General features: G+C 53.4%; 28 protein-coding genes. 14 read left to right on the forward strand and 14 right to left on the reverse strand.

Going from position 1 to position 25558, the window contains the following annotated elements; translation table 11 throughout:
* Positions 1-116: 116 nt before the first annotated feature.
* Positions 117-1772 carry an alpha-keto acid decarboxylase family protein gene (locus WM46_RS01305; protein ID WP_102601219.1) on the forward strand — a complete coding sequence of 552 codons (1656 nt, stop codon included), beginning with the start codon at positions 117-119 and terminating at the stop codon, positions 1770-1772.
* Here WM46_RS01305 and WM46_RS01310 read toward each other — a convergent pair whose 3' ends face one another.
* Entirely contained in the window at positions 1773-3008 is a 1236-nt protein-coding gene (locus WM46_RS01310) for an ion channel protein (RefSeq protein ID WP_102601220.1), read from the reverse strand. It abuts the gene before it with no gap.
* 204 nt (positions 3009-3212) lie between these two features.
* On the opposite strand from WM46_RS01310, the gene glk reads away from it, so the two are divergent.
* Together glk and WM46_RS01325 are read left to right on the forward strand one after the other, a co-directional pair.
* The gene (gene glk, locus WM46_RS01320; protein WP_061074878.1) at positions 3213-4178 is read left to right on the forward strand and encodes a glucokinase; all 966 of its coding nucleotides are present in this window, start codon (positions 3213-3215) and stop codon (positions 4176-4178) included.
* 214 nt (positions 4179-4392) lie between these two features.
* Positions 4393-4932: a DUF2058 domain-containing protein gene (locus WM46_RS01325; protein WP_102601222.1), complete on the forward strand. Its 540-nt coding sequence runs from the start codon at positions 4393-4395 to the stop codon at positions 4930-4932.
* 7 nt (positions 4933-4939) lie between these two features.
* On the opposite strand, the gene WM46_RS01330 is transcribed toward WM46_RS01325, so the two are convergent.
* On the reverse strand, positions 4940-5638 hold the full coding sequence (locus tag WM46_RS01330) for an RluA family pseudouridine synthase (protein WP_102601223.1): 699 nt from the start codon (positions 5636-5638) through the stop codon (positions 4940-4942).
* Between the two features lie 188 nt (positions 5639-5826).
* Between WM46_RS01330 and WM46_RS01335 the strand changes: the two genes are divergently transcribed.
* A complete protein-coding gene (locus tag WM46_RS01335; RefSeq protein WP_042999939.1) occupies positions 5827-6309 on the forward strand; it encodes a cold-shock protein in 483 nt (160 codons plus the stop codon).
* 36 nt (positions 6310-6345) lie between these two features.
* Here the strand turns inward: WM46_RS01335 and WM46_RS01340 are convergent, their stop codons facing one another.
* Complete coding sequence (locus WM46_RS01340) at positions 6346-7080, reverse strand: LytR/AlgR family response regulator transcription factor (RefSeq protein WP_102601224.1); 735 nt, start codon at positions 7078-7080, stop codon at positions 6346-6348.
* 14 nt (positions 7081-7094) lie between these two features.
* Complete coding sequence (locus WM46_RS01345) at positions 7095-8792, reverse strand: sensor histidine kinase (protein ID WP_102601225.1); 1698 nt, start codon at positions 8790-8792, stop codon at positions 7095-7097.
* Between the two features lie 388 nt (positions 8793-9180).
* Here WM46_RS01345 and alaC point away from each other — a divergent pair, with 388 nt between their 5' ends.
* Entirely contained in the window at positions 9181-10419 is a 1239-nt protein-coding gene (gene alaC / locus WM46_RS01350; RefSeq protein WP_102601226.1) for an alanine transaminase, read from the forward strand.
* A gap of 66 nt (positions 10420-10485) precedes the next feature.
* On the opposite strand, the gene ypdK is transcribed toward alaC, so the two are convergent.
* Both ypdK and lpxP read right to left on the reverse strand, forming a co-directional pair.
* Positions 10486-10557, reverse strand: coding sequence for a membrane protein YpdK (gene ypdK, locus WM46_RS01355; RefSeq protein WP_010723117.1), 72 nt, complete (start codon positions 10555-10557; stop codon positions 10486-10488).
* A 369-nt stretch (positions 10558-10926) separates the two neighbouring features.
* Positions 10927-11847 carry a kdo(2)-lipid IV(A) palmitoleoyltransferase gene (gene lpxP, locus WM46_RS01360; protein WP_102601227.1) on the reverse strand — a complete coding sequence of 307 codons (921 nt, stop codon included), beginning with the start codon at positions 11845-11847 and terminating at the stop codon, positions 10927-10929.
* A 422-nt stretch (positions 11848-12269) separates the two neighbouring features.
* Between lpxP and WM46_RS01365 the strand changes: the two genes are divergently transcribed.
* Positions 12270-12512, forward strand: coding sequence for a DUF2545 family protein (locus WM46_RS01365; RefSeq protein WP_061074870.1), 243 nt, complete (start codon positions 12270-12272; stop codon positions 12510-12512).
* A 137-nt stretch (positions 12513-12649) separates the two neighbouring features.
* On the opposite strand, the gene WM46_RS01370 is transcribed toward WM46_RS01365, so the two are convergent.
* From WM46_RS01370 to WM46_RS01385, 4 genes are all read right to left on the reverse strand, one after another.
* Positions 12650-13843 carry a cyanate transporter gene (locus tag WM46_RS01370; RefSeq protein WP_102601228.1) on the reverse strand — a complete coding sequence of 398 codons (1194 nt, stop codon included), beginning with the start codon at positions 13841-13843 and terminating at the stop codon, positions 12650-12652.
* Complete coding sequence (locus tag WM46_RS01375) at positions 13840-14298, reverse strand: nucleoside deaminase (protein WP_102601229.1); 459 nt, start codon at positions 14296-14298, stop codon at positions 13840-13842. Before WM46_RS01375 ends, WM46_RS01370 begins: the two co-directional genes overlap by 4 nt.
* Before the next feature lie 61 nt (positions 14299-14359).
* Complete coding sequence (gene cynS, locus WM46_RS01380; protein WP_061074868.1) at positions 14360-14830, reverse strand: cyanase; 471 nt, start codon at positions 14828-14830, stop codon at positions 14360-14362.
* A gap of 32 nt (positions 14831-14862) precedes the next feature.
* On the reverse strand, positions 14863-15522 hold the full coding sequence (locus tag WM46_RS01385) for a carbonic anhydrase (protein ID WP_102601230.1): 660 nt from the start codon (positions 15520-15522) through the stop codon (positions 14863-14865).
* A 110-nt stretch (positions 15523-15632) separates the two neighbouring features.
* Between WM46_RS01385 and cynR the strand changes: the two genes are divergently transcribed.
* The 4 genes from cynR (at position 15633) to WM46_RS01405 (ending at position 18940) form a co-directional block, all read left to right on the forward strand.
* Entirely contained in the window at positions 15633-16526 is an 894-nt protein-coding gene (cynR, locus tag WM46_RS01390; protein WP_102601231.1) for a transcriptional regulator CynR, read from the forward strand.
* A gap of 106 nt (positions 16527-16632) precedes the next feature.
* Positions 16633-17400 (forward strand): basic amino acid ABC transporter substrate-binding protein, encoded by a 768-nt coding sequence (locus WM46_RS01395; protein WP_102601232.1) that lies wholly within the window; start codon positions 16633-16635, stop codon positions 17398-17400.
* A gap of 66 nt (positions 17401-17466) precedes the next feature.
* Entirely contained in the window at positions 17467-18231 is a 765-nt protein-coding gene (locus WM46_RS01400; protein WP_061074864.1) for an amino acid ABC transporter permease, read from the forward strand.
* Positions 18218-18940, forward strand: a complete 723-nt coding sequence (locus tag WM46_RS01405; RefSeq protein ID WP_061077914.1) for an amino acid ABC transporter ATP-binding protein — start codon at positions 18218-18220, stop codon at positions 18938-18940. Before WM46_RS01400 ends, WM46_RS01405 begins: the two co-directional genes overlap by 14 nt.
* Before the next feature lie 48 nt (positions 18941-18988).
* Here the strand turns inward: WM46_RS01405 and WM46_RS01410 are convergent, their stop codons facing one another.
* On the reverse strand, positions 18989-19321 hold the full coding sequence (locus WM46_RS01410) for a YegP family protein (RefSeq protein WP_061074863.1): 333 nt from the start codon (positions 19319-19321) through the stop codon (positions 18989-18991).
* 127 nt (positions 19322-19448) lie between these two features.
* Here WM46_RS01410 and WM46_RS01415 point away from each other — a divergent pair, with 127 nt between their 5' ends.
* On the forward strand, positions 19449-19922 hold the full coding sequence (locus tag WM46_RS01415) for a methyltransferase family protein (protein ID WP_061074862.1): 474 nt from the start codon (positions 19449-19451) through the stop codon (positions 19920-19922).
* 14 nt (positions 19923-19936) lie between these two features.
* Here the strand turns inward: WM46_RS01415 and WM46_RS01420 are convergent, their stop codons facing one another.
* Together WM46_RS01420 and WM46_RS01425 are read right to left on the reverse strand one after the other, a co-directional pair.
* On the reverse strand, positions 19937-20524 hold the full coding sequence (locus WM46_RS01420; protein ID WP_102601233.1) for a dienelactone hydrolase family protein: 588 nt from the start codon (positions 20522-20524) through the stop codon (positions 19937-19939).
* Between the two features lie 7 nt (positions 20525-20531).
* Positions 20532-20783: a zinc ribbon domain-containing protein gene (locus tag WM46_RS01425; protein WP_102601234.1), complete on the reverse strand. Its 252-nt coding sequence runs from the start codon at positions 20781-20783 to the stop codon at positions 20532-20534.
* A 292-nt stretch (positions 20784-21075) separates the two neighbouring features.
* Here WM46_RS01425 and WM46_RS01430 point away from each other — a divergent pair, with 292 nt between their 5' ends.
* A complete protein-coding gene (locus WM46_RS01430; protein ID WP_102601235.1) occupies positions 21076-21675 on the forward strand; it encodes a DUF1062 domain-containing protein in 600 nt (199 codons plus the stop codon).
* A gap of 114 nt (positions 21676-21789) precedes the next feature.
* On the opposite strand, the gene WM46_RS01435 is transcribed toward WM46_RS01430, so the two are convergent.
* Positions 21790-22668: a nucleoside deaminase gene (locus WM46_RS01435; protein ID WP_061074859.1), complete on the reverse strand. Its 879-nt coding sequence runs from the start codon at positions 22666-22668 to the stop codon at positions 21790-21792.
* A 419-nt stretch (positions 22669-23087) separates the two neighbouring features.
* Between WM46_RS01435 and WM46_RS01440 the strand changes: the two genes are divergently transcribed.
* Positions 23088-24320 carry an NAD(P)-dependent oxidoreductase gene (locus WM46_RS01440; RefSeq protein WP_102601236.1) on the forward strand — a complete coding sequence of 411 codons (1233 nt, stop codon included), beginning with the start codon at positions 23088-23090 and terminating at the stop codon, positions 24318-24320.
* A 2-nt stretch (positions 24321-24322) separates the two neighbouring features.
* Positions 24323-25558 carry an NAD-dependent dihydropyrimidine dehydrogenase subunit PreA gene (gene preA, locus WM46_RS01445; RefSeq protein WP_102601237.1) on the forward strand — a complete coding sequence of 412 codons (1236 nt, stop codon included), beginning with the start codon at positions 24323-24325 and terminating at the stop codon, positions 25556-25558.

Consider the following 25558-nt stretch of genomic DNA (forward strand, 5'->3'; position numbering starts at 1 on the left):
TTTTTCACTGCGGAGACTGTAAATTCTGCTTTCCACCCTCATCGCCGCCACTTTCTGGACAGCCCCTACGCTTCTTCAATACTCAACATGAGGTTACCGTCAGAAGGAAAGCTGTCATGCAAACCCCTTACACCGTTGCGGATTACCTGCTCGACAGAATCGCCGGGTGCGGCATCGGGCATCTGTTTGGCGTGCCGGGCGATTACAATTTGCAGTTTCTTGACCATGTGATCGACCATCCGCACGTGCGCTGGGTCGGATGCGCCAACGAGCTTAACGCCGCCTATGCGGCGGACGGTTATGCCCGGGTCGCCGGGGCCGGGGCGTTGCTGACCACCTTTGGGGTGGGGGAACTCAGTGCGATGAATGGCCTGGCGGGCAGCTATGCGGAATATGTCCCCGTTCTGCATATTGTTGGCGCCCCATGTAGCGGCGCGCAGCGTCGGGGAGAACTGATGCACCACACGCTGGGCGACGGCGACTTCCAACACTTCTATCGGATGAGCCAGTCCCTGTGTGCGGCCAGCGCACTGCTGGATGCGCAAAACGCCTGTCATGAGATCGACCGTGTACTGAGTACGATGTTGACCGCCCATCGCCCGGGTTACCTGATGCTGCCTGCTGATGTGGCGAAACGCCCCGCGTTACCCCCTTCAGCGGAACTGGCCCTCTCAGTACCGGAATCGCAGGGGAGCGTGGTGACGGCATTTCGCTACCATGCCCGACAAAAGCTGATCAACAGTTCCCGCGTGGCGCTGCTGGCAGATTTTCTCGCTGTCCGTTTTGGTTTGCAACCGGTCCTGCAACGCTGGATGGCCGAGACGCCCATGGCCCACGCCACGCTGTTGATGGGAAAAGGGCTTTTCGACGAACAGCAGCCGGGATTTGTTGGCACCTATAGCGCGGGTGCCAGCAGTGACGACGTCCGTCAGGCGATAGAAGAGGCGGATACGACGATTTGTGTGGGCACCCGATTTGTCGATACGCTAACGGCTGGCTTCACCCAGCAACTGGCGCTGGAACGTACGATTGAGGTCCAGCCTCAGGCATCGCGGGTGGGAGACACCTGGTTCAGTGGACTGTCTATGGAGCAGGCGGTTACCACGTTACGTGAGCTATGCCTGGAGCTCTCCATTGCGCCGCCGCCCGCAAAACCTGCGCCCGTACAGCCGCACATCGAACGAGGTCCACTGACCCAGGAGAACTTCTGGCATACGGTACAGCAGGCGCTGACGCCCGGCGATCTGATCCTGGCCGATCAGGGAACGGCGGCATTTGGGGCCGCGTCTCTGTCGCTGCCTGGCGGGGCGGAACTGATTGTCCAACCGCTCTGGGGATCGATAGGTTATTCGCTGCCCGCCGCGTTTGGCGCGCAAACGGCGGCACCGGAGCGTCGGGTTATCCTGATCACCGGCGACGGTGCGGCGCAACTGACCATCCAGGAAATCGGCTCCATGCTGCGCGACGGACAAACGCCGGTGATCCTGGTGCTGAATAATGACGGGTATACCGTCGAGCGAGCGATCCACGGGGAGAAACAACGGTACAACGATATTGCTTCCTGGAACTGGACGCAGATCCCTCGGGCATTCAGCCTTGCGGATCAGGCCGAATGCTGGCGGGTGACTCAGGCCATCCAGCTCGAGGAAGTCTTCGCCCGGTTGGCGCGTCCACAACGGCTCTCGCTGATTGAGGTCGTGCTGCCAAAAGCCGATTTACCCGCGCTGTTACGTCAGGTTACCCAGGCGCTGGAGTCGCGTAACAGCGGGTGACTATTTGTCCTCCCGGTTGGCGACCATCATCGGTTTGCCTGCCAGCAACAGCCAGGCCGGAAGCATCACAATACACAGCAGCGGCAGCAGGGTAGTATCCGGTACCACCACTGCGGCCATAAACAGGCTAAGCCAGCCGTCACGGGTGACGACCAGCACCAGGCCAAGAATAGCGCAGGAGACGGTAATGGCGGCCGGAACGGCTTCAACGTGCGCATGCAGCATCAAGCCTAACGCCACGCCGATAAACACCGCCGGGAAGATTCGCCCGCCGCGAAAACCACTGGCCGCTGCAATGACCAGCGCGGCGAGCTTAATCACCGCGAGCATAAAGAAATCCGTGGTACCGAGCGTCTGACTGAACGCCATCTGCTGCATTTCGTCCAGACCCTTAAACAGCGTCAGCGGCCCACCCATCACGCCGAGTAACCCTAACAGGAAGCCACCAACGCCGAGGATCAGCACCGGATTCTTCAGGCGATGCAGTAAAGCGTGCAGCCGAGGTAAGCACCAGACCGCCACCATTCCCGCGGCAATTGCTATCGCCGCCACTACAGCCCCGGAGAAAATGTCCACGATACGCATCTGGGTGTAATGGGCGACAGGGAGCGAGAAATGCGGATGGAAGAACAGGCTGGTGGTCAGTGAACCCGCCGCCGCAGCCATCAACGGCGCAAAGAGGCGATCCCACAAAGGGGTATCGTTCGAGCCGCTCAGGGTTTGCGAGAAGATCAGCGCGGCGGCGACCGGTGTGCCAAACAGGGCGCCGATGGTGCCGGCGGAGGCCAGAATGGTCCAGTCGAGGGCGCCAATCCGTGGGAAAAACCGACGGCCCAGCGCCACGGCTAACGCAATGTTAACAGCCATAATCGGATGTTCGGGACCGAGGCTGACGCCACCCGCCAGACCGAGCACCAGCGCGATGATCAGACCGGGCAGCGCAGCCGGGGAAATCGGTGCGCCGATCAGCGGTTCGGTGGCGGGATCCGGACCGGCGTGCCCGGTGCTGTAGCGAATCACCAGACCCACCAGAACCCCGGTGAACGTCAGGGTGAGCATGATCCAGAGGGGGGAGTCGGCGGCGATCCCTACACTTCCCGGCAGACGTTGCCAGAGTATGCTCTGCAAGATGGCGGCAAACTTCATGACCACAATCAGGACTAAACTGGATGCGACCCCCAGAATCAGCGCGGGGAGCGACAATAACAACATGGTTCTGGCTCGCGGATGGAGCATGTTTTTTTCCTTAATGCCGTGTCTTGCGTTCAGTTTGCCGCGTCAGCCGGATGGCATTGCTGCAAATGGTGCTGAAACGATAAAGTTATTGTGTGACCTGGATCGATATTTTCAGGGGACTCGCTTTTCTGACGTTGTTGTTATGCCCCCGTATATTTACAGTGTGGCAAAGACTTATTTTGACTTTAGCGGAGCAGTAGAAGAATGACAAAGTATGCTTTAGTAGGTGATGTCGGCGGCACCAACGCGCGTCTTGCTCTGTGTGATATCGACAGTGGTGACATCTCGCAGGCCAAAACCTATTCCGGTCTGGATTATCCCAGCCTGGAAGCTGTCGTGCGGGTTTACCTCGATGAGCACAAGGTGAAAGTGGACGCGGGCTGTATCGCGATCGCCTGCCCGATTACGGGCGACTGGGTGGCGATGACCAACCATACGTGGGCGTTTTCTATTGCAGAGATGAAAAAGAACCTCGGTTTCAGCCATCTGGAAATCATTAATGATTTTACCGCCGTGTCGATGGCGATCCCGATGCTGAAAAAAGCGCATTTGATCCAGTTTGGCGGCGCGGAACCGGTTGAGGGGAAACCTATCGCGGTGTATGGCGCGGGCACCGGTCTCGGGGTGTCGCATCTGGTTCATGTTGATAAACGCTGGGTCAGCCTGCCGGGTGAGGGCGGTCATGTTGACTTCGCGCCGAACAGCGAAGAAGAGGCGATCATCCTGGAGGTCCTGCGCGCTGAGATTGGTCACGTCTCTGCGGAACGCGTGCTTTCTGGTCCGGGGCTGGTGAATTTGTACCGGGCGATCGTCAAATCTGACGGACGTCTGCCGGAAAATCTGCAGCCAAAGGATATTACCGAACGTGCGCTGGCCGACAGTTGCACGGACTGCCGTCGCGCACTGTCGCTGTTTTGCGTGATCATGGGGCGTTTTGGCGGCGATCTGGCGTTAACACTGGGCACCTTTGGCGGCGTCTACATTGCCGGTGGCATCGTGCCGCGCTTCCTGGAGTTCTTCAAAGCCTCGGGCTTCCGGGGGGGATTTGAAGATAAAGGTCGCTTTAAGGCCTACGTTCAGGATATTCCGGTGTATCTGATTGTTCACGACAACCCCGGTCTGCTCGGTTCCGGCGCACATTTGCGCCAGACCTTAGGTCAGATTCTGTAAGCCTTGTTCAACGGGAAAACCGCGTGCCTCACGCGGTTTTTTTCATCCTTTTTTCGCAATAGTATTCGCCCTCTGATTCACGGTTTATGGCTGAACAGCATGCGTCACCCCAGTCCGATCATAACGAGACCCGTAAACCGCGCCTGCCAACTGGTATCGTCGCAAAAATTGCAGGTATAATCTCAGACATCATTCCACAGGTTTATAAGCAAAGATGACGAAACTTACCTTACAAGAGCAGATGCTAAAAGCGGGTTTAGTAACCAGCAAAAAGATGGCGAAAGTCCAGAGAACGGCTAAAAAATCACGCGTGCAGGCTCGTGAGGCAAGAGAGGCGGTTGAAGAAAATAAAAAGGCGCAGCTTGAGCGTGACAAGCAGCTCAGTGAGCAGCAAAAGCAGGCGACGCTGGCGAAAGAATTTAAAGCCCAGGTGAAGCAACTGATTGAAATGAACCGGATCACTGTCGCAAAAGGCGACATTGGCTTTAACTTCACCGATAACAATCTCATCAAGAAAATCTACGTCGATAAGCTGACCCAGACGCAGTTGATCAACGGACGTCTGGCCATTGCGCGTCTGTCTACCGATAACAGCGGCGAGAGCGAATACGCGATTATCCCGGCCAGCGTCGCCGATAAAATTGCGCAGCGCGACGCAACCAGCATCGTATTGCACAGCGCGTTGAGTCAGGAAGCGCAGGATGAAGACGATCCGTATGCTGATTTTAAAGTGCCTGATGATCTGATGTGGTAAGTCGCGTTCAGAACGGCGCGGCGTGATGCGCGTTGATGTGCTCCCCGCTGACGGGGTGAGTAAAGCGTAATTCGCTGGCGTGTAGCATCAGCCGTGTGGTTCGTTCAGTACCAGGCAGCAGGCGACCGCCATACAGGTCGCAACCCAGAATAGGGTGCCCCAATAGCTGGCAGTGAATGCGTAGCTGATGTGTGCGTCCGGTCTCCGGCGTGAGCTGGACCCGCGTCAACGGCAGTATGGTTCCGTCGGCCTGCTGTTGGTCAATACGCGCCACGACCTGATAACGCGACCGCGCGGGTTTGCCATTGACCGGGCAAATTGACATCAGCGGGAACCGTGCCGGATCGTTGGCTATCGGCGCATCAATCACCCCTTCGTCAGCGTTCAGATGTCCGCAGAGCAATGCGCTGTAGACTTTACTGACGGTGCGCTGGCTGAACTGGTGGCAGAGGGCGGCATTGATCGCCTTATTACGCGCCACGACCATCAGCCCGGACGTGCCGAAATCCAGACGGTGGACCAGCGTGCAGCCTGGATATTGCTGAACCAGCCGATAGTGTACCGAATCGAGATTTTGTGGATTTTTCCCTGACAGACTGAGCAGCCCGCTGGGTTTATTGATCAACAGCAGGTGATCGTCCTGATAGAGCGTCTCTATCTCGTCGTTGCACGGTGGGGCAATAAAGGTATCAATAATCGTAGACATCAGGCTGCCCGGCGGGAAAGTGGGTGCGGATGATAACCCATTTTCAGCCGACCGGCGAATGACGGCGACTTCACTTTCCCTCGCGTCGCTGAAATTTATCATCCAGACTTAAGCCAAAGACATGGCCTGCGCAGGCATTGTGCTTTACACTGCGCGCTGCAAAAAATGAGTAGATTAACCAGACGGTAATGGCGATGAACGGAACAATCACAACGTGGTTTAAAGATAAAGGTTTTGGATTTATCAAAGATGAGAACGGCGATAATCGCTATTTTCATGTGATTAAGGTTGCCAACCCTGAGCTTCTCAAGAAAGATGCGGCGGTAACCTTTGAACCCACCACCAACAACAAAGGTCTTTCCGCGTATGCGGTGAAGGTCGTGCCGGACAGCAAATATATCTATATCGCTGGCGAGCGACTGAAACTCACCTCGATTAAGTCATTCGTGGTGTTCAGCGAAGAGATCCCGGCCGACACGCCGATTGATAAAGAAAATGCAGTGCTCTCTGTCGGACTGCTGATGAGCAACATCCGACCGAAAACCACGGCGACACCCGGTGAAATGCGCACGGTAAAAAAACTGGCGATCACCACCTTCCAGGGCACGACGTTAATCTTCTCGGAAGATGAGATTGATATTGAGTCCACGGTCAAAATGCTCAAAGTCTGATTTCCGTGCTGCCTGGCGGTAGCACAATTCAGTCGACTACAGATGCATTAACTGCCGGAATTCTTTCACCTTACTGCGGCTGACGGGAATTTCGAATTCCAGATCCTTGAGCCGCAGAATATAGGTATTGTTAAACCACGGCTCGATCTCGCGAATCTTGTTCAGGTTGACGCAGAACGAGCGGTGGCAGCGGAAAAAATGCGCGGGCGGCAGTTTGTTGCAGAACTCGGTGATGTTGATGGGCATCACATACGACTCCCGTCGCGTATAGACAAACGTCATTTTCTCATGCGCTTCGGCGTAATAAATATCGTTGATCGGGGTGACGATGATCCGCTCATCTTTGATCAGGTTGATGGTGTCGTTTTCACGGGTGATGGGGCCGACAGCAGTGGTGCCGGATTGCTGCTGATGCCAGGCCGCCTCCAGTTTTTGCAGCATTCCGACAATCCGCGATTCCTGATACGGCTTGAGAATATAGTCAAACGCTTCCAGTTCGAACGCTTCAACCGCATGTTCTTTCCACGCGGTAATAAACACAATAAACGGCTTATGGGCGAACTGGCTGATATTTTGCGCCAGCAAAACGCCGTCCAGAGACGGAATATTGATATCGAGAAAAATGGCGTCGACGCGCTGATGCTGCAAAAACTTCAGTACATCCAGACCGTCGTCAAACGTCCCGACAATCTCCATCTGGCTATGTTCTTTAATCAGCCAACTGAGTTCCTGTTGGGCGAGGAATTCATCTTCAACGATGATGACTTTCACAGTGTTACTCCGGCTTAAAGCAATAACGTGGCGGGCGTAGCCGTTGCCGAACGCTGGTTGGGGACATAAAAGGCGATTTCGGTGCCGGGTTCCAGGCGGCGTATATGCAGGCCTTCACCATATAACAGCTTAACGCGATGATGGACATTAAGCAGGCCAATTTTATTGCCCGGCATTTCGTTGGATTCCACGCGCTCAATCACTTTCGGGTCAATACCGTGGCCAGTGTCCCTGACGGCAATACGCACCCGGTTGCCGCACTCGGCGACGCTAATCGTTACCACGCCTTTCCCTTTGCAGGGCTGAATGCCGTGGACGATGGCGTTCTCCACTAACGGTTGTATCAGCAGGCTGGGGATGGAGCAGTTGACCTCTTCATCAATATCATAAATCACGGTCAGCTTGTCGCCAAAACGGGCCTGTTCAATGGCAATGTAATCCTTGATTTGATACAGCTCTTTTTTGATGTCGATCTGCTCGTCATCTTTTAACTCAATGTTATAGCGCAGATAACGCGACAAATTAAAAATGAGCTGACGGGCAGTGTCCGGATTAAGTCGAATCGATGATGAAATTGCGTTCAGGGCGTTAAACAGGAAATGAGGATTAATTTTGCTTTGCAGCGCACGTAGCTCTGCCTTATTTGCCATTTCCCGCAATTGCTCGGTGCGGGAGACTTCGAGCTGGGTCGAGATAATCTGCGACAGACCCACCGCCATTTCCTGCAATGACGAGGTGATCTGATGGGCGTGACAGTAGTAAATTTTTAACGTGCCGGTCACCACCCCTTTTTCCCACAATGGAATGACCAGCATGGAGTGGATCTCCGGCGTGCGGTGCGCTTCATCATTGTTTTTAATGATGATTTCACCGTGATTGATCGCCTGTTGGGTGGTCGGGCTGACGAAGTCATCGTGGTTGCGGTAGTTTGCTTCCCCGACGCCGACGTAGGCCAGCACATGCTGGGTATTGGTAATGGCGACCGCATCGGCGTGGATATCGTGGCGAATGATTTCGCAGATCTGGCGCAGCGATTCGCTATTGACCTTGCGAAACAGGGGCAGGGTTTTATTGGCGATATCCAGCGCCAGCTTGGCCTGCCGCGCGGCGCTCGCCTCTTTCTCCCCCTCAACGCTCTGAACCAGCAGCACGATAAACCCGATACAGACGCTGCCGAGGATCATCGGAATACCGATTTTCGAGACAATATCCAGCCCCAGTTCAGTGGTTGGCGCCCAGAGAACCACCAGAATCATCGTCAGCGTTTCGCAAAGCATGCCGCCTAAAATCCCGGCGCGCCAGTGTTGGGCTTTGGGGATCCTGCGGTTAATCCAGCCCGCGAGGCAGCCCGCCAGAATGCTGGTAATAAAGCAGGGGATCGCCGTTACACCGCCAATGTCGATCAGATAACGGTGCGTCCCGGCGATCGCCCCCGTAATAATGCCGACCCACGGACCAAACAGGATGCCGCCGGACATCACGGCAATGATCCGCACGTTCACCAGTGACCCCTCTACCGGTACGCCGGACCAGGTGCTGAACAATGCGAACATCGAAAAAATCGCGGTGACGGCGAGCAGTTCCTTTGGCGTATGGGCAGACTTATGCAGCAGCTCGCGAAACAGGCGGATGCGGATGAGAAAGAACAGGCAAAATAGCATCAGCGCTGCGCGGTCAAACACGGCCAGCAGCATGGTAAATATTTCGTGCACGGGGGGACTCTTGCCAAAGGGTTAAAGCCCTATGATAGGTAACCGCAGGGCGGATGACCAGCCTGCTGAGATCTTGCGGCTAATGAGGAAAAACCATGATTTTAAAAGGGGATTGATGGTTGATTGGTGTATTTACAATACATCTCATAAAACGCCTGCTTTCATGGTTATTACCATAGCAACAAAATGTTATTGAAAAGTAACATTAAGCGGTGTAGTAAACCTATTATTTCCCCTTTTAAAATTATCGTTCCTCTTTTGGTGAACGAAAAAATATTTTCCTTTCCCTCTCGACAGAAGGATTTTAATCAGGCTATTTTCTAAACATGCCACCATCGTGGCAGCGTCGCTCGGACGGTCCGGGCGCTAACGTGAATCTGAGGATATTATGGCTGACTCTCGCCCTGAACGTCGCTTTACGCGTATTGATCGTCTTCCCCCTTATGTTTTTAATATCACCGCTGAACTGAAGATGGCTGCGCGTCGGCGCGGCGAAGATATTATCGACTTCAGCATGGGGAACCCGGACGGCGCGACGCCGCCTCATATCGTCGAAAAACTGTGTACCGTGGCGCAGCGTCCGGATACGCACGGTTATTCCACTTCTCGCGGTATTCCGCGTCTGCGTCGGGCCATCTCCCGGTGGTACCAGGAACGCTATGATGTCGATATCGATCCGGAATCCGAAGCGATTGTCACCATCGGCTCAAAAGAGGGGCTGGCGCATCTGATGCTGGCCACGCTCGATCACGGTGATACGGTGCTGGTGCCGAACCCCAGTTATCCCATCCATATTTACGGCGCGGTGATCGCCGGCGCTCAGGTACGTTCCGTTCCGCTGGTGGAAGGTATCGATTTCTTCAACGAACTGGAACGTGCGATTCGCGAAAGTTATCCGAAGCCGAAGATGATGATCTTCGGTTTCCCATCTAACCCAACGGCACAGTGCGTTGAGTTAGAATTTTTTGAGAAAGTGGTCGCGCTGGCGAAGCGTTACGATGTGCTGGTGGTGCACGATCTGGCCTATGCCGACATCGTTTACGACGGCTGGAAAGCGCCGTCCATCATGCAGGTGCCTGGCGCCCGCGACGTGGCGGTGGAGTTTTTCACCTTGTCGAAAAGCTACAACATGGCCGGCTGGCGTATTGGCTTTATGGTCGGTAACAAAACGCTGGTCAACGCGCTGGCGCGGATTAAGAGCTATCACGACTACGGGACGTTTACCCCGCTGCAGGTTGCTGCGATAGCGGCGCTGGAAGGCGATCAGCAGTGCGTACGGGATATCGCCGAGCAATATAAGCGTCGCCGTGACGTGCTGGTGAAAGGACTGCATGAGGCCGGGTGGATGGTCGAAATGCCGAAGGCTTCGATGTATGTGTGGGCGAAGATCCCGGAACAGTATGCCGGGATGGGGTCGCTGGACTTTGCGAAGAAGCTACTGAACGATGCCAAGGTGTGTGTATCGCCAGGCATTGGTTTTGGTGATTACGGTGATACCCATGTCCGCTTCGCGCTGATTGAGAACCGCGATCGCATTCGTCAGGCGATCAGAGGGATTAAATCAATGTTCCGCGCCGATGGCTTACTGCCAGCCGGGACGAAATCAACCTCAGAGACGCTTGAGTAAAACCCCGGTCCCTCCAGACGCAAACAGGAGCCATCGGCTCCTGTTTTCTTTGCTGCATTGTTGTCTTTAGATCATCAGAGCAAACGTACCGGCCCAAACGATGACCATAAAAGAAATGCCCATAAAGAAATATTTCACTTTCATCTCTCCGCGCAATAACTGATACGCCTGAATGAATTTCATCTCATCTGATTATAGAGAGCTGATACCGGTAAAAACGAAACCCGGAATATTCCTCATTTCGTTTGCGGCATCACCTCAGAATTCTGTGCGTTGATTGCTCCAGACGGCGCTAATGTACGCCTAAAAATGAGGCGAGACAAGAGGCATTTTTTTATTTACTTTTAGTAACTTACAACTGTCGGGATTCGGCGACAGTATAATTGCAGAGGGTAATAAACCCCCTTTGAGCGACGCGATGTACAGTCCGAAAAACGAGGGTGAAAACCCTAGTATAATCAAGGTTATTGGCGGGCGACAGGCAATAAAAAAGGCCTTGCGGCCTTTTTAAATGTAAAGCGAGGCTTCACCCATTGGACGGGTTTTAAAGCGGCGATGGATCCAGAGATACTGCTCGGGGGCGCGCATGATCTCTTTCTCGATAATTTTGTTCATATAGGCAGCAGCCTGATTTTCATCCGCCGGGTAGCCTTGCATCTCCGGGGAGATATACAGACGGTAGCCGCAGTTACCGGCTTTTCTGACCATCGTTACGGTGAGCATCGCGGAACTGGACAGGCGCGACAGCACATAGGTACCGTTAGTGGTCGCCACGTTTTTAACGGCGAAGAACGGAGCGAAAGAACTGCCTTTCGGGCCGTAATCCTGGTCGGGTGCAAACCAGACGGCTTCCCCTTTTTTCAGGGCACCAACGATACCGCGCAGATTATTTCTGCCGATCATCGCTTTATTCGAACGCATCCGTCCGCGGGTCTGTACCCACTCCATCAGCGGATTGTTGTGTGGACGATAGGTTGCCATCATCGGCTGGCAAAGCCCCATTACCCGGCCACCCAGCTCCAGTGACATAAAGTGAACGCCAACGACCATCACGCCGCGATTTTGCGCCTGCGCGCGTTGCAGGTTATCCAGTCCCTCAACATCAAACCATTTACGCACGCGACGGTCCGGCCAGAACCAGGCCATACCGGTTTCCAGCAACGCCATCCCGAGAGAACGGAAATTCTCTTCGATCATCTTTTCTCTCTGTTCCTGAGAATAAGACGGGAAGCAGAGCTCAAGGTTTTTACGGGCGATAGACTCGCGACGTTTCAAGAAGGGGCGCGCCAGTGCGCCCGTCCGGGTGCCGAGAAAGCACAGAACAGGGTAGGGCAGTTGCACCAATAACCAGAGCACACCGAGGCCAAACCAGGTGAGCCAGTAACGCGGATGCAGGAACGCGCGGGAAAATTTGCATGTTGGGAACATAAATACCTTCTAAAGATACCCATTTTTGTATCGCAGAAGACGTATTCTCCAACGCGGTACACTCAATGTCTTAGGCCATCATGTACGACAATGGTTCCTGCAAAGAGTGTAAAACTGCGTCAGGATAAAACCACGAGGGGCATGAATGCTGGACGCATAATGTACCACCTGGAGATTAATGTCAGCCACAAATAATTAATCAAGAAGCGTAAATATTTGCATTGCGTATAAAAAATAATGTCGTGCTTTTTAATTGTTTGTTTTTAATAAGGTTAGAAAAGCACAATGCGGAATATTCGTATAATTAAAATTGTTATAAAAAAGTTGTGATATTTGCCGGAGATACCGCTTTAGTTTATGATTGAAAGTATAAGGAGAGTAAGGGTTTACGTTCGGAGTTCACGCAAAAAGGAGGTACGGCGATGATCTTTTTTTTAGCTTTTCTGCTCGCAAGTATCCTGGGTGTCAGTGGTTATATCGCGCAGGTTTTAGGTTGGGTATCAGCCATTAGCGCGCTTCTTGGCATGGTCATTCTGGCGGTGCTGATATACTACACCACGATGTGGTTGACTGCCGGTGACGAAATGGTCACAGGATTGTTTCTTTTTCTTTCACCTGCCTGCGGCCTGATGATTCGTTTTATGGTGGGTTACGGTAAGCGTTAATAGCCCCGGCAATAAATCATTAATATTGATGATTGCCATTTCTTATATCCGGTTATCGCATCGAGTGGGAAAGTGCCAGTTCGCTGGCACTTTCGTTGTCAGGCTCAACAAGAACGAGCCGGTTAATTCCCCTTCTTTTATTTCGCGTCTTTTTCGGCGACAGACCACTCCTGCGGATAGCGTGAGGGTACGAAGCGCAGTGTGAGCGCCATCAGCCCGGTGACACAGAGGGCGTGGAACGTCCAGTCAAGCCAGTAATTGCCGCTCAGACTGCGCAAGAGACCGGAGAGCCAGGGAGAGAGGCCGGCAATAATAAAACCAATCCCCTGCATGAAAGCAACTAATTTACCGGATATTACCGGATGTCGGGCATGGTCTAGCGCCAGCACCAGACATAAAGGAAATGCGCCGCCCAGGCCGATACCGCAAACCACAGCCCAGAGAATTGGCAATTGCGTGGGCCAGAGGATAAAACCACAAAAGCCGAGCATCTGTAATGCCAGCGTGAAAAGCAGCAGTTTACGGCGATCCTGATGATGCGCGAGCATTGGCAATATCAGCGCTCCCGCCGTCTGACCGACGGTCATCAGTGCCAACAGCGTGCCGCTGAACTGCGCACTTTCGCCTAGTTGAATATAGTACGGCGGCAGCCAGGCAATCAGGCTGCCATAGCCGCCATTGATCACGCCAAAATAAAGCCCCAGCGTCCAGGCGCGTGGGTTGAGGACGACGCGCACGGCGGCACCTTTCGGATGAGTGAGCGGCATCTCTGCGGAGCGGCGTTGCGCCAGCCAGCCAACCAGAGCGATCAGCGCGGGCAAGGCCCACCATGCCAGCGAGCGGTGCCAGAGTTCACTGCGTTGCGCGATCCATGGCGTCAGCGCCGCACCGAGTCCCCCGCCACCCATCAATGCGGCCGACCAGAGTCCCATCACCTGCGGCATGCGGCGATGAAAAAGCCGCTTAATCACCGTGGGCATCACAACCTGAATGATGCCAATCCCAATACCGCCCAGCAGAGCGCTGCTGAGCAGCACAACGCTGTGCGGCGCCAGTTCACGAAGCAATGCGCCGGTCATCACCATCAACAAACTTAAGGCGACGCTGACATGCTCGCTGATATGGCGATTGATCCATCCGCCAGCCAGCGCCAGCGCGCCCATGGCGATCATCGGTAGCGCCGTGAGCAGCGACGCCACGGCAAAGCTCATGCCGCTGGCGGCGCGCAGCTGCGGTAAAAGCGGGCCGACAGAGGTCAGCAGCGGACGCATGTTCAGGCCAATCAGCACCAGAACCAGCAGCATCAGGCCAACGCGGGAGGTTTTGTTCATGACCGTTTTTCAGCCCAGCGTTGATACACCGCCAGACCGTTAGGCTGTGGAAGATGATGAACGGGCAGCGTTTGTTGTTCGAGAGGCTGCTGTAGCTGCTGATAAATGGCCGCCGTGGAGAGACGGAACGTTTCGCCATCGCCATTGCTGTTGGCGAACCAGACCTCTTTCACCCCGGTGAGATACATCGCGCTAAGGCACATCGGGCACGGTTGCCCGCTGGCGTAAACCACGCATTCGCGGAGTGCCGCGCTGCCTGATTGGGCGGCAATCGCCCGAATGGCGTTGAGCTCCGCATGCCCGGTGGGATCATCATCCAGGTGCAGCGTATTGACGGCTTCGGCGATCGCGTCGCCGTTGCGAACAATCACTGCGCCAAACGGGCGTCCACCCTGTTCAACGTTGCGGGCCGCCAGGGCCAGGGCCTGTTGCAGATAGTTATCATGTGCAGACATGCTTTACTCCTGTGAGCAGATAAAAGAAAAACGATACGCCTGCGCGTACCGTTCTGATGGATTAAAAAGGCTTCGTCGGCAAATACTTGCCATCCAGGGTAATCACGGCGCGTTCGCCACCTTCTGGATCCGCCACTTTTTTTACATCCAGCCTGAAATTAATGGCGCTGATAATGCCGTCGCCAAATTTTTCGTGGACCAGCGCTTTTAGCGTCGTGCCGTAAACCTGCAACATCTCATAGAAACGGTACATCGTCGGGTCTGTCGGTACGCGATCGTCGATACTGCCGCGCAGGGGGATGGTTTGTAACAACAGTACCGCGTCGCTGTCGAGGGCCAGCTTCTCGCCGACGAGACGCGCAGCATCGGCCGGGAGAGCATGTTGACCGAGCAGCGCTGCGGTGACAAAGGCTTCGGATAAGCCGGTGCCGTCCGCAAGCTGGGCAAATGTGAGATCTTTTTTGGCTTTGCTCAGCAGGATCTGGTCAGCCAGGGCCAGGCGAATGTCACGGTTGATTTGCGACTGAATCATGATGAAACCTCTTTGATACGTTAAAAAATAGCTCAGGCTGCGGATGGCTGGCGGTAAGGCATCGCGCAGGTGTCTGGGTTGTTCGCCAGAGAGACGAACTGTCTGCTGGCACCGTCGTAAGCGGCAATCTCTGCGCTTTCAATGTCGTAAACCCAGCCGTGGAGCGCAATGCGCCCCTCTTCGAGCGCGAGGCGCACGGAAGGATGGGTCTGGATATTAGCGAGTTGCGCAATGACGTTTTCACGCACCATCGAGGCCGTTTTCTCAGCCAAAGAGGTGTGCGTTCGTGACTCATTGACGACGCGAGCGGAGTCCGCATAACGCAGCCAGTGGTTGACGGCGGGCATGTGATCCAGACAGTGACAGCCGGCAATGGCGGTCATCGCACCGCAGTCCGAGTGTCCGCAGATCACAATGTCGGTGACGCGAAGCGCAGAGACGGCGTATTCCACCGAGGCGGTCACTCCGCCGGGCTCCGGACCGTATGACGGCACAATGTTACCGGCGTTGCGGATCACGAACAGATCGCCAGGCTCGCGCTGCGTGACCAGTTCGGGAACCAGACGGCTGTCCGAACAGGAGATGAATAACGCCCGGGGGTTTTGCTGGGTGGCAAGGCGTCTGAACAATTCCGCGCGTTCAGGAAATACTTTGCGCTGAAACTTCAGGAAGCCATCAATAATCTCTTTCACGAATAATCCTCTGTCTCGCGATGCGATGAACACAGGCTACGCGCTTCGTATCATAAGATAAAAGACTCATTTATAATGGAGTCTATTGGAAAATCTTATAGGTAAAAGCGATGCTGGATCGACACACCCACTATTTTCTTGCCGTCGCGGAACATCACGGATTCACTCGTGCAGCGGCGGCGCTGCACGTTTCGCAACCGGCGCTTTCACAGCAAATCAGGCAACTGGAGGAGGCGCTGGGCGTTCAGTTGTTCGATCGTAGCGGGCGTTCGACCCGGTTAACCGATGCGGGAGAGGTTTATCTGCGTTATGCGCGTAGCGCGCTACAGGCGCTGGAAGAGGGCAAACGCGCCATTCATGATGTGGAGGATCTGAGCCGCGGCGCCCTGCGCGTAGCGGTGACGCCGACCTTTACCGCCTGGTTTATCGGCCCGCTACTGGCCGAATTCTATACCCGCTATCCCAATGTGACTTTACAGTTGCAGGAGCTCTCGCAGGACAAAATCGAAGAGATGCTGGTTAACGATGAACTGGATGTCGGCATTGCCTTTGATGAGATTCACTCTGCGGATATCGATGCCTGGCCGTTGCTGACCGAAAACCTGGCTCTGGTTGTGGCGAATCATCATCCGCTGGCGGCGCAGGCGTCGGTGGATTTAAGCGTGCTCAATAATGAAAAGTTAATTTTATTGAGCGCAGAGTTTGCTACCCGGGAACAGATTGATCGTTACTGCCGCCAGGCTGGACTGCGACCGCAGATCCTCATGGAGGTCAATTCCATCAGCGCGGTGCTGGAACTGGTGCGGCGCACGGGATTATCCACGCTACTGCCTGCACCTATCGCGACGCAAAGCAACGATCTGCGGGCCATTTCACTGACTCCACAACTGCTCGAACGCACGGCCGTATTATTGCAGCGCAAAGGTGCCTGGCGAACCGCCGCCACCAGGGCGTTTGTCGCGATGGCGCAAGAAGGCGTTAAGGCTGTGAAAGCGACGCGCTAAGCGGCGATTCGGCCAGGCAAGCCGCGGATCAGATTGTGATTGCATAAGGAAATCAGTTTGGGTATTTTTATGCAGTAAATGTGCATAAAAATAACAGGAGAAGGGAATGTTCAGTCAGTGGATAAAAGCAGGATGTTTGATGATGGCGTTGACCGGGGCCGCTTTTGCCGAACAAGAAACCTACGTGGTCGGCGCGGGTGGCACCTATCGCCCATTTGAATTTGAAAATAGCCAGAAACAGCTGGAAGGCTTTGATATCGATATTATTAAAGCCATTGCTAAAGCAGAAAATTTTGATGTCAAACTGGTCAATACGCCGTGGGAAGGTATCTTCGCGACGCTGGGTTCCGGGGATCGTGACATCATTATCTCGGGGATCACCATCACGGATAAACGTAAGCAGATGGTGGATTTTTCTCTCCCTTACTTCCCGGCGGAGCAGTCCATTGTCGTTCCGGCTGATTCAAAAGTGAGTTCTCTGGACTCGCTGAAAACGGAAAAGGTTGGCGTCGTTAACTCCAGCACCGGCGACATAGTGGTTTCTGGTGTTCTCGGGAAAAACAGCACCGCGATTAAGCGTTTCGATAATACCCCGTTAATGCTGCAGGAGTTGTTTGAGGATGGCGTCAGCGCGGCGGTTGGCGATGTTGGCGTGGTGAAATACTACATCAAGCAGCATCCGGAAAAACAGTTCAAGCTTGTGCCGGATGCCAAGTTTGAACGCCAGTATTTTGGTATTGCAGTCGCCAAAGGGAATACCGAATTACAGCAAAAAATTAACGCGGGATTGAAGAAAATCATCGCTGACGGTACCTACGATAAAATTTATAAAACCTGGTTTGACAGTGAAGTCCCGACGCTTCCGTCAGAGTAATTTGCATTATTAATTTATTTTTAGGCTGACACGCGGTCTGTGTCAGCTTTTTTGCAGGGGAAAACCATGACGGGATTTCGTTGGGAAATCATCCAGGAGTATGCGCCATTATTTATGGAAGGCGCGTGGATGACCATAAAATGCACCATCATCTGTGTCTGTCTTGGCACACTCTGGGGGCTGACGCTGGGGCTGGGCCGCATGGCGAAAGCCGAGCACGGCTTCTGGAAATACGCGCTCCGCTATCTTGTTCAATATCCCGTTCGTTTCTACGTCAGCGCCTTTCGCGGAACGCCACTGTTTGTTCAGATCATGGTCGTCCATTTTGCGCTGGTGCCATTGTTCATCAATCCTCGTGACGGAATGCTGGTCACCAGCGGGCTGATGAGCGCCGATTTTGCCCGCGAATTGCGCTCGGGCTACGGGGCTTTCTTATCCTGTATTGTGGCGATCACGCTGAATGCCGGGGCTTATGTTTCCGAGATCTTCCGCGCGGGGATCCAGTCGATTGACCCCGGCCAGATGGAAGCCTCGCGAGCGCTGGGGATGCCATGGTGGAAAACCATGCGCAAAGTTATTCTGCCTCAGGCTTTTCGCCGTATTCTTCCACCGCTGGGCAATAACGCCATTGCGATTGTCAAAGATTCCTCACTCGCCTCGGCGATCGGTCTTGCTGATTTGGCCTACGCGGCGCGTACGGTGTCAGGTGCTTACGCAACCTACTGGGAACCCTACCTGACCATTTCACTGGTGTACTGGGTACTCACCTTCCTGCTGGCGCAGCTGGTTAACCGTCTGGAAAAAAGGTTTGGTAAAAGTGATCCACATTAAAAATTTACATAAACACTTTGGTGACAACCATGTTCTGCGCGGAATTGACTGTGATATCAAACCGCAGGAAGTGGTGTGCATCATTGGTCCGTCAGGGTCCGGGAAAAGCACCTTTTTACGCTGTATGAATGCGCTTGAGACCGTCACCGAAGGCGAAGTGATGGTGAATGGTTTTGCCGTTCACGATCGCAAAACCGATCTCAATAAAATGCGCGAAAGCGTAGGGATGGTGTTCCAGCGTTTTAATCTGTTTCCGCACATGACGGTGCTGGACAACCTGATGATGGCGCCGCAGATGCTGTTGGGTCTCTCCCGCAGTGATGCGGTCAGTCGGGCTGAAATGCTGTTGGAAAAAGTCGGATTAAGCGATAAACGCGACGCCTGGCCTTCGCGCCTGTCGGGCGGTCAACAGCAACGCGTGGCGATTGCCCGTGCGCTGGCAATGAACCCCTCGATCATGCTGTTCGACGAGCCAACGTCGGCGCTGGATCCAGAGTTAGTCGGGGATGTGCTGGAGGTCATGAAGAACCTGGCCAACGAAGGCATGACCATGGCGATTGTCACCCACGAAATGGGGTTTGCCCGTGAAGTGGCTGATCGGGTCATCTTTATCGATCACGGTATTATCCAGGAAGAGGGCTCGCCTGACGTGCTTTTTACATCGCCAGTGAATCCGCGAACGGCTGAATTTTTAAGTAAGGTTCTCTGATTTAAGAGGCCAGATCGGTATTTCTCGATCTGGCCCATTACGTCAAAATCAGATCTGTTCTTTTATCGTTTTGCTGCTGCCGTTTGTTTTAACTGAGGCGATGCCCACATCACGCGATTGCGCGGAGGCATACATCTGGCTGGTGCCAATGATCTGATGATTGCCTGCTTTTAAATTAAAGAAGAACTTACCGTTCGACGCTGTCTTCATGTCGTAGCGCTCGTCCAGCGAGCTATTCGACTGAACGGAGGCAATACCGTTTTCTGCCGCCGCCTTCGTGGTATACAGTTCGCTCGTGAGGATCACCTCACCATTACCTGCTTTCAATACAAAACGGAACTGATCGTTTGTACTCTTACTTAATTCGAACCAACCGGCCATAATTATCACCTTTTTGAAAAGAGAGGAATTACCGCACCGTATTGAGCATAGTTTATTAATAATTTATCAGGCAATATTCGAAGGGATCTGAAAAGTCTCAAAATAGTCGCGGTGCAGAAGGAGAGAAATGAAACAGATCAACGTGCGTCTCGCAAAGCTCAGGAGTCGGTTTCCGCCGCCGGTCATTTTATTAATCTTTGTGGTCGGGGATTGTCTGACCGCAAATCCACATTTTACCTTTGGCCTGGTCACCCAGGTGCTGAGTCTGGCGATTGCCGCAGTAAGCCTTGGCGTCATCCTGACGACCGCGTGGCACATGCACGTGAGTCACACCACGCTCAATCCACTACAGGCGGATAAAACGACGACGCTGGTCACGCACGGATGCTATGCCTGGAGTCGAAATCCTATTTATCTTGGACTGACCGGTGTGCAACTTGCCGTTGCGCTCTGGATGGGCAGTCTGCCAGGCCTGATTGCCGTACCGTTCTTTATGTTGGCGGTGGCCCGATTGCATATCGATTTTGAAGAGTTCCAGCTACATAAGCGCTTTGGCGCACAGTGGGAGCACTACGCTAAACAGGTTCGCCGCTGGCTATAAAGGCCGCATGTCGACTATCCGCAGACCGCGTCAACAAATGCGATGGCATCGGCGACAGCATGACGCGCCTGCCACGCAAGGTATCCGGGACTGTCCGCGTCACAAAAACCGTGCTGCGCATCGTACATATGGCATTGCACCAGGGGCAATGTTTCCAGCTTCTGTTGTAGCACCGCAGGGTCGAATGACGGCTCATGGCGAGCCATGATCATCAGCGCAGGACAGTGCGGTAACTCATCGCTGTACTGACGAATGCGAGAGCCATAATGACAGATCACCCCGTCGCACAAGCCGCTTCCTGCGACCCGCCATGCGAGCGTTGCCCCGGTGCTGTAGCCGATGACAATCAGTTTGCGATGTTGCGCGCGCAGTGTGGTAAGCAACGTTAAGAGGGGTTGTGGATCAAAACCAACGTGGTGTGAAAAATAGCGATACGCCTCATCCTGCTGAGCATAGCCGTACGGCGCGTCATGCGGAAAAAGTGCGGGGGCGTAGACATCGAAACCGCGCGCCCGCCACATTTCACGGGTACGCCGTATATGCGCATTGATGCCGTAGATTTCATGCAGGATAACGACGGCATCCGACCGTTGGGTTGGCATCGACAGTTTAGTCGTCTGCTTTGTGTGCCCAGGCGGGCATAGACGTCAGGTAACGGATTGCGCGTTTACGTGACTCCTCAGGGCCAACTTTTTGCCAGGAATCCAGAAATCCCGCCAGACCGGAAACGGCTTCACCCCAGGGCTTCAGATTGCCTTCGGCATCGCTGCAATACGCACAGTATTTATCGCTCGCCCCTTTGGCATCGGGTGCGGAAAGTGGCATTCCGCAGGCATGGCAAAACTGTTCTTGCTGTGACATTTAACGCTCCTTGTATCCTGTGGTTGATGAATAAATATACGGTTATTTTTCGAGAAGAATCCGATGCCAGATCAAATAACCATGATAGTTGTGTCACAAATATTGATTTGATTTATGTATTGAGAAACCAGGGGTCTGTTAGTCTTGCTGGCTTATCGATAACTCAAGGGATTGTTGTGCTGGAAATCTTTTCTTAACCCACTGAAAAATATCTTTAAATATTTTTCGCATAGCAAAATTCATGGTTCGTCCAGGACGAATCCGTTTTTGTATGGGTTAAAAAAGGGTCAACATGCACGTCACATGGACCGTCAGTCCCGTGGGATATCAGCGCATTGCGAAGCGCTGTCCTGCCTGCAATATCAAACGCGATTTCATCCCTTCCGGGGCTTTCAGAATGAATTCGCAAAAGAAGCTGCTGGATGTCTGGAGCATCTATAAGTGCCTTCATTGCGATTATACCTGGAATATCAGTCTGTTCTCGCGACTCCCTGTCAGCCGTATTGACCGCGACCTTTATGCGCGGATCGTTGCCAATGACGCAAGCGCGATCCTGCTTTTCGCTCACGATCGCCAGGTTCTGAAGCGAAATAATGCCGAGCTCTCCGGGAGCCCGGACTTTTCTGTTCGCGAACAGTGGCGGGTGACGCTTGCCCGGCATCAACAGGTGAAGGTCACGATCAGCTTAACGACCGCTTTTCAGGTCAGTCTGTTGTCGGTAATGAAAAAGCAGTTGCGACTCAGTACAGGGGAGATCGCGCGACGGATTGCCGAAGGGAAGATTCGCGGCATTACGCTGCGTGAACTTAAGAATCGCAAAAATCATGATACGACGCATGAGTTTTGGATGAGCCCCGACGCGTTCTACGCGACCCGGAAAATGAAGCGCTAAACGACGACGCCCGGCCAGTCAGGCGGGCGTCGAAGACTGATGAGTGAACACGGCGGGGATATCGCGTTTCCGTGATGATGTCTTTCTATCTCACGGACGATTTCCCCTGAAATATCAATCTTCAAGTGAGATAAACTCTTCGCAAAAAGACGTATAGGGACGCAGATTCGCGTAATTCCGTGAGAAACGAAGTCTGCGGTCAATGTTTTTTACCAGCCTGTTTGTGGAATCTTCATTCAGGAGTTTACACACGTGCCGTGTATCCAGACGTAATATTTTGCACGCCTCCAGCGTTGGACAGAAATTCATGGAATGGAATGTGATCTGTTTTTCACTTCTCGCCACTACAGGCATTTCATCCACCGTGGCGTGAAACCGGCTTACCAGCAAGCGATGGGCTGCTTCTAACAGATTGCTGTGTTCAGTACGCAGTATCGCACTATTCTCACAGAACCAGGCCGTTCGACGCGCAATGGAATCTGCATTCAGCGCCTTAAGATCGTCATCGGTCGCCGAACGTAGTCTATTGATTTCATTTCGAACATCCGCGCGATAAAGGGTTGAGCATTCCCGCTGAAGAATACCTTTATGTACGGTAATATCCATTCCTGCTTTCTCAAACGCCTCGGTACAGAGGAATAAAATTCGCCGCCGCCCCTGATCCAACGCATCCTGAATAGAATAGCCATAAGCTATCTCTTTGATACCTGACCACGCAATGGCGAAGGCACACATCGGACAGGGTTCACTGGTCGAGAGAAGAAGGCAACCGGATAAATCTTTGCCGATCTTTTTCCCGGCGAGTTTAATAGCATTAATTTCAGCGTGTGATGTCGGGTCTGATTCTGTTTCCTCACCATCATGCGCAGAGGCAATGATTTCCCCATCCTTGATGATGACTGCACCAAATCCTTTATTTCCTTCACGCAGACTTTCCTCGGCCTCACATATAGCATGACGCATATAATATTCAAGTTGAATAATATCATCCATAAGTTATTTATTCCGTGGCGTATAATTATGAATTATTACACCGACGTTATTCCGCTGACAAGGAGCAATAACAGAATTCTCTGCCGCACAAAAACACGTTATTTACGTAGGAATTCGTGACTGATTATTTATCTGAAAAGAGATATTCCCGCATAAACGTGCCGATTGCCAGTGCGTAGTGCTGACAATGCGAGTCTTTTCGCAACCGTTTTTTTCGCATAACACAAACTAATACGTTCTTATTACAAAAATAGTTTCTATTCGCATCTTATCTATTCTTGCGATCGCGGTAATTCCACAGTTTTTATCCGGTTAACTGTGAATGCTTTCACAACATCCATTCAGGCATAAGCCTAGCCTCATACGTAACTATTTGTACTCAGTTTGCCTTACGTAAACTTATTATTAAGGAATGGCATATGTCGCAACGAGACTACCTGGATGAACTGATTCCTGGCTTCACGCCCTTGTTGGCTATCAAAGAAGCTTCCCGCTGCCTGCTGTGTCACGACGCACCGTGCAGCCAGTCCTGCCCGGCGGAAACCGACCCGGGGAAATTTATCCGCTCTGTTTATTTCCGTAACTTTAAGGGCGCGGCCGAAACCATTAGAGAAAATAATGCGCTTGGCGCCGTCTGCGCCCGGGTATGTCCCACGGAAAAACTCTGCCAGCAGGGTTGTTCCCGTTCCGGGATTGATAAACCTATCGATATCGCCCGTCTGCAACGGTTTGTTACCGATTTCGAACGACAAACACAGATGCAGATTTATCAGCCTGGCCGGAAAGATAAGGGCAAAGTCGCCATCGTGGGGGCGGGCCCTGCCGGGTTGCAGGCCAGCGTCACGCTGTGCAATCTGGGCTATGACGTCACGGTGTTCGAGAAAACGGCCCAACCCGGCGGTTGGCTGCGCCACGGCATTCCTGAATTCCGTCTGCCGCAATCGGTGCTGGACGCTGAAATTGCGCGTATTACGGAAATGGGTGTGACAATCCGCTGTGGTTGCGAGATTGGAAATACCGTCACGCTGGAGGCGCTCAAAGGCGAATATCGCGCGGTCCTGCTGACGGTCGGCCTGTCAAAAGGCGCGTCGCTGCCGTTATTCAATAACGCGGGTTCGGCAGAAATCGCCGTCGACTTTTTACAACGCACGCGTGGCAAGGCGGGTGACATATCCGTGCCGCAAAGCGCGCTGGTGATTGGCGGCGGCGACGTCGCCATGGACGTGTCCAGTACGCTGAAAATTCTCGGCTGTGAATCGGTTACCTGCGTGGCGCGCGAAGAGCTTGCCGAGTTTCCGGCCAGTGAAAAAGAGTTCACCACCACCCAGGCGCTGGGCGTCTCTATCATTGATGGCTTTACGCCAACGGCTGTTGACGGAAATAAGGTCATCTTCAGACATGTGCGCCTACCTGGCGAGCTGTCTCTGACCGCAGAAAAAATTATCCTCGCCGTCGGCCAGCATGCCGAACTGGAAGCCTTCTCCGGTATTCGGGTACAACGCAATACCGTCGACACTCGACATTACCAGACTGTAGTTCCGGGACTGTTCGCCGCAGGCGATATCGTTCAGGGAGATAAAACCGTGGTGTATGCCGTTAAAACCGGGAAAGAAGCCGCTCAAGCCATTCATCACTATTTAGAGGAGGCGTAATCATGCTAACCAAAGATCTCTCTATTACCTTCTGCGGCGTGACGTTTCCCAATCCGTTCTGCCTCTCCTCTTCCCCGGTCGGCAATTGCTATGAGATGTGCGCTAAAGCCTACGATAGCGGCTGGGGCGGCATCGTTTTTAAAACCATCGGTTTCTTTATCGCCAACGAAGTTTCTCCACGCTTCGACCATCTGATTAAAGAAGACACCGGATTTATCGGCTTTAAAAACATGGAGCAGATTGCCGAGCACCCGCTGGCGGAAAACCTTGCGGCGATTCGTCGGCTCAAACAAGATTATCCGAATAAGGTGTTGATCGCCTCGATCATGGGGGAAAATGAGCAGCAGTGGCAGGATCTGGCGCATCTGGTCGAAGAGGCCGGCGCGGATATGATTGAGTGCAATTTCTCCTGCCCGCAGATGACCTCTCACGCCATGGGGAGCGATGTGGGGCAAAGCCCCGAACTGGTAGAGAAATATTGCCTGGCGGTGAAACGCGGCTCTTCTTTGCCGATGCTCGCTAAAATGACGCCGAATATCGGTGATATGTGCGAGGTTGCGCTGGCGGCGAAACGCGGTGGCGCCGATGGTATTGCCGCCATCAACACCGTCAAGTCAATTACCAATATTGACCTCAACCGTAAAATAGGTCTGCCAGTCGTCAACGGCAAGTCCAGTATTTCGGGCTATTCAGGTAAAGCGGTGAAACCGATTGCCCTGCGCTTCATTCAGCAGCTACGCACCCATCCTGAGCTGAAAGATTTTCCGATTAGCGGTATCGGTGGAATTGAAACCTGGGAAGATGCTGCCGAGTTCTTGCTGTTAGGCGCGGCAACGCTGCAGGTGACCACTGGCATCATGCAGTACGGCTATCGCATCGTTGAAGATATGATCAGCGGCCTGTCGCACTATCTTAATGATCAGGGTTTCGACTCGCTGGATGAGATGGTGGGGCTGGCGAATGCCAATATCGTTCCGGCAGAAGAGCTCGACCGCAGTTATATCGTCTACCCGCATATTAATCAGGAAAAATGCGTCGGCTGCGGTCGTTGCTACATTTCTTGCTTCGACGGCGGTCATCAGGCGATGGAGTGGAACGAACAGACGCGAACTCCGCACTGCAATACCGAAAAATGCGTCGGTTGTCTGCTGTGCGGCCATGTTTGCCCGGTCGCGTGCATCAGCCTCGGAGAGGTAGCGTTCAAAACAGGTGAAAAAGTGCACGCGGTCACCCTTTAA

The sequence above is a fragment of the Citrobacter freundii complex sp. CFNIH2 genome, assembly GCF_002880615.1.
In the GTDB taxonomy this organism is placed as follows: Bacteria; Pseudomonadota; Gammaproteobacteria; order Enterobacterales; family Enterobacteriaceae; genus Citrobacter_A; species Citrobacter_A amalonaticus_F.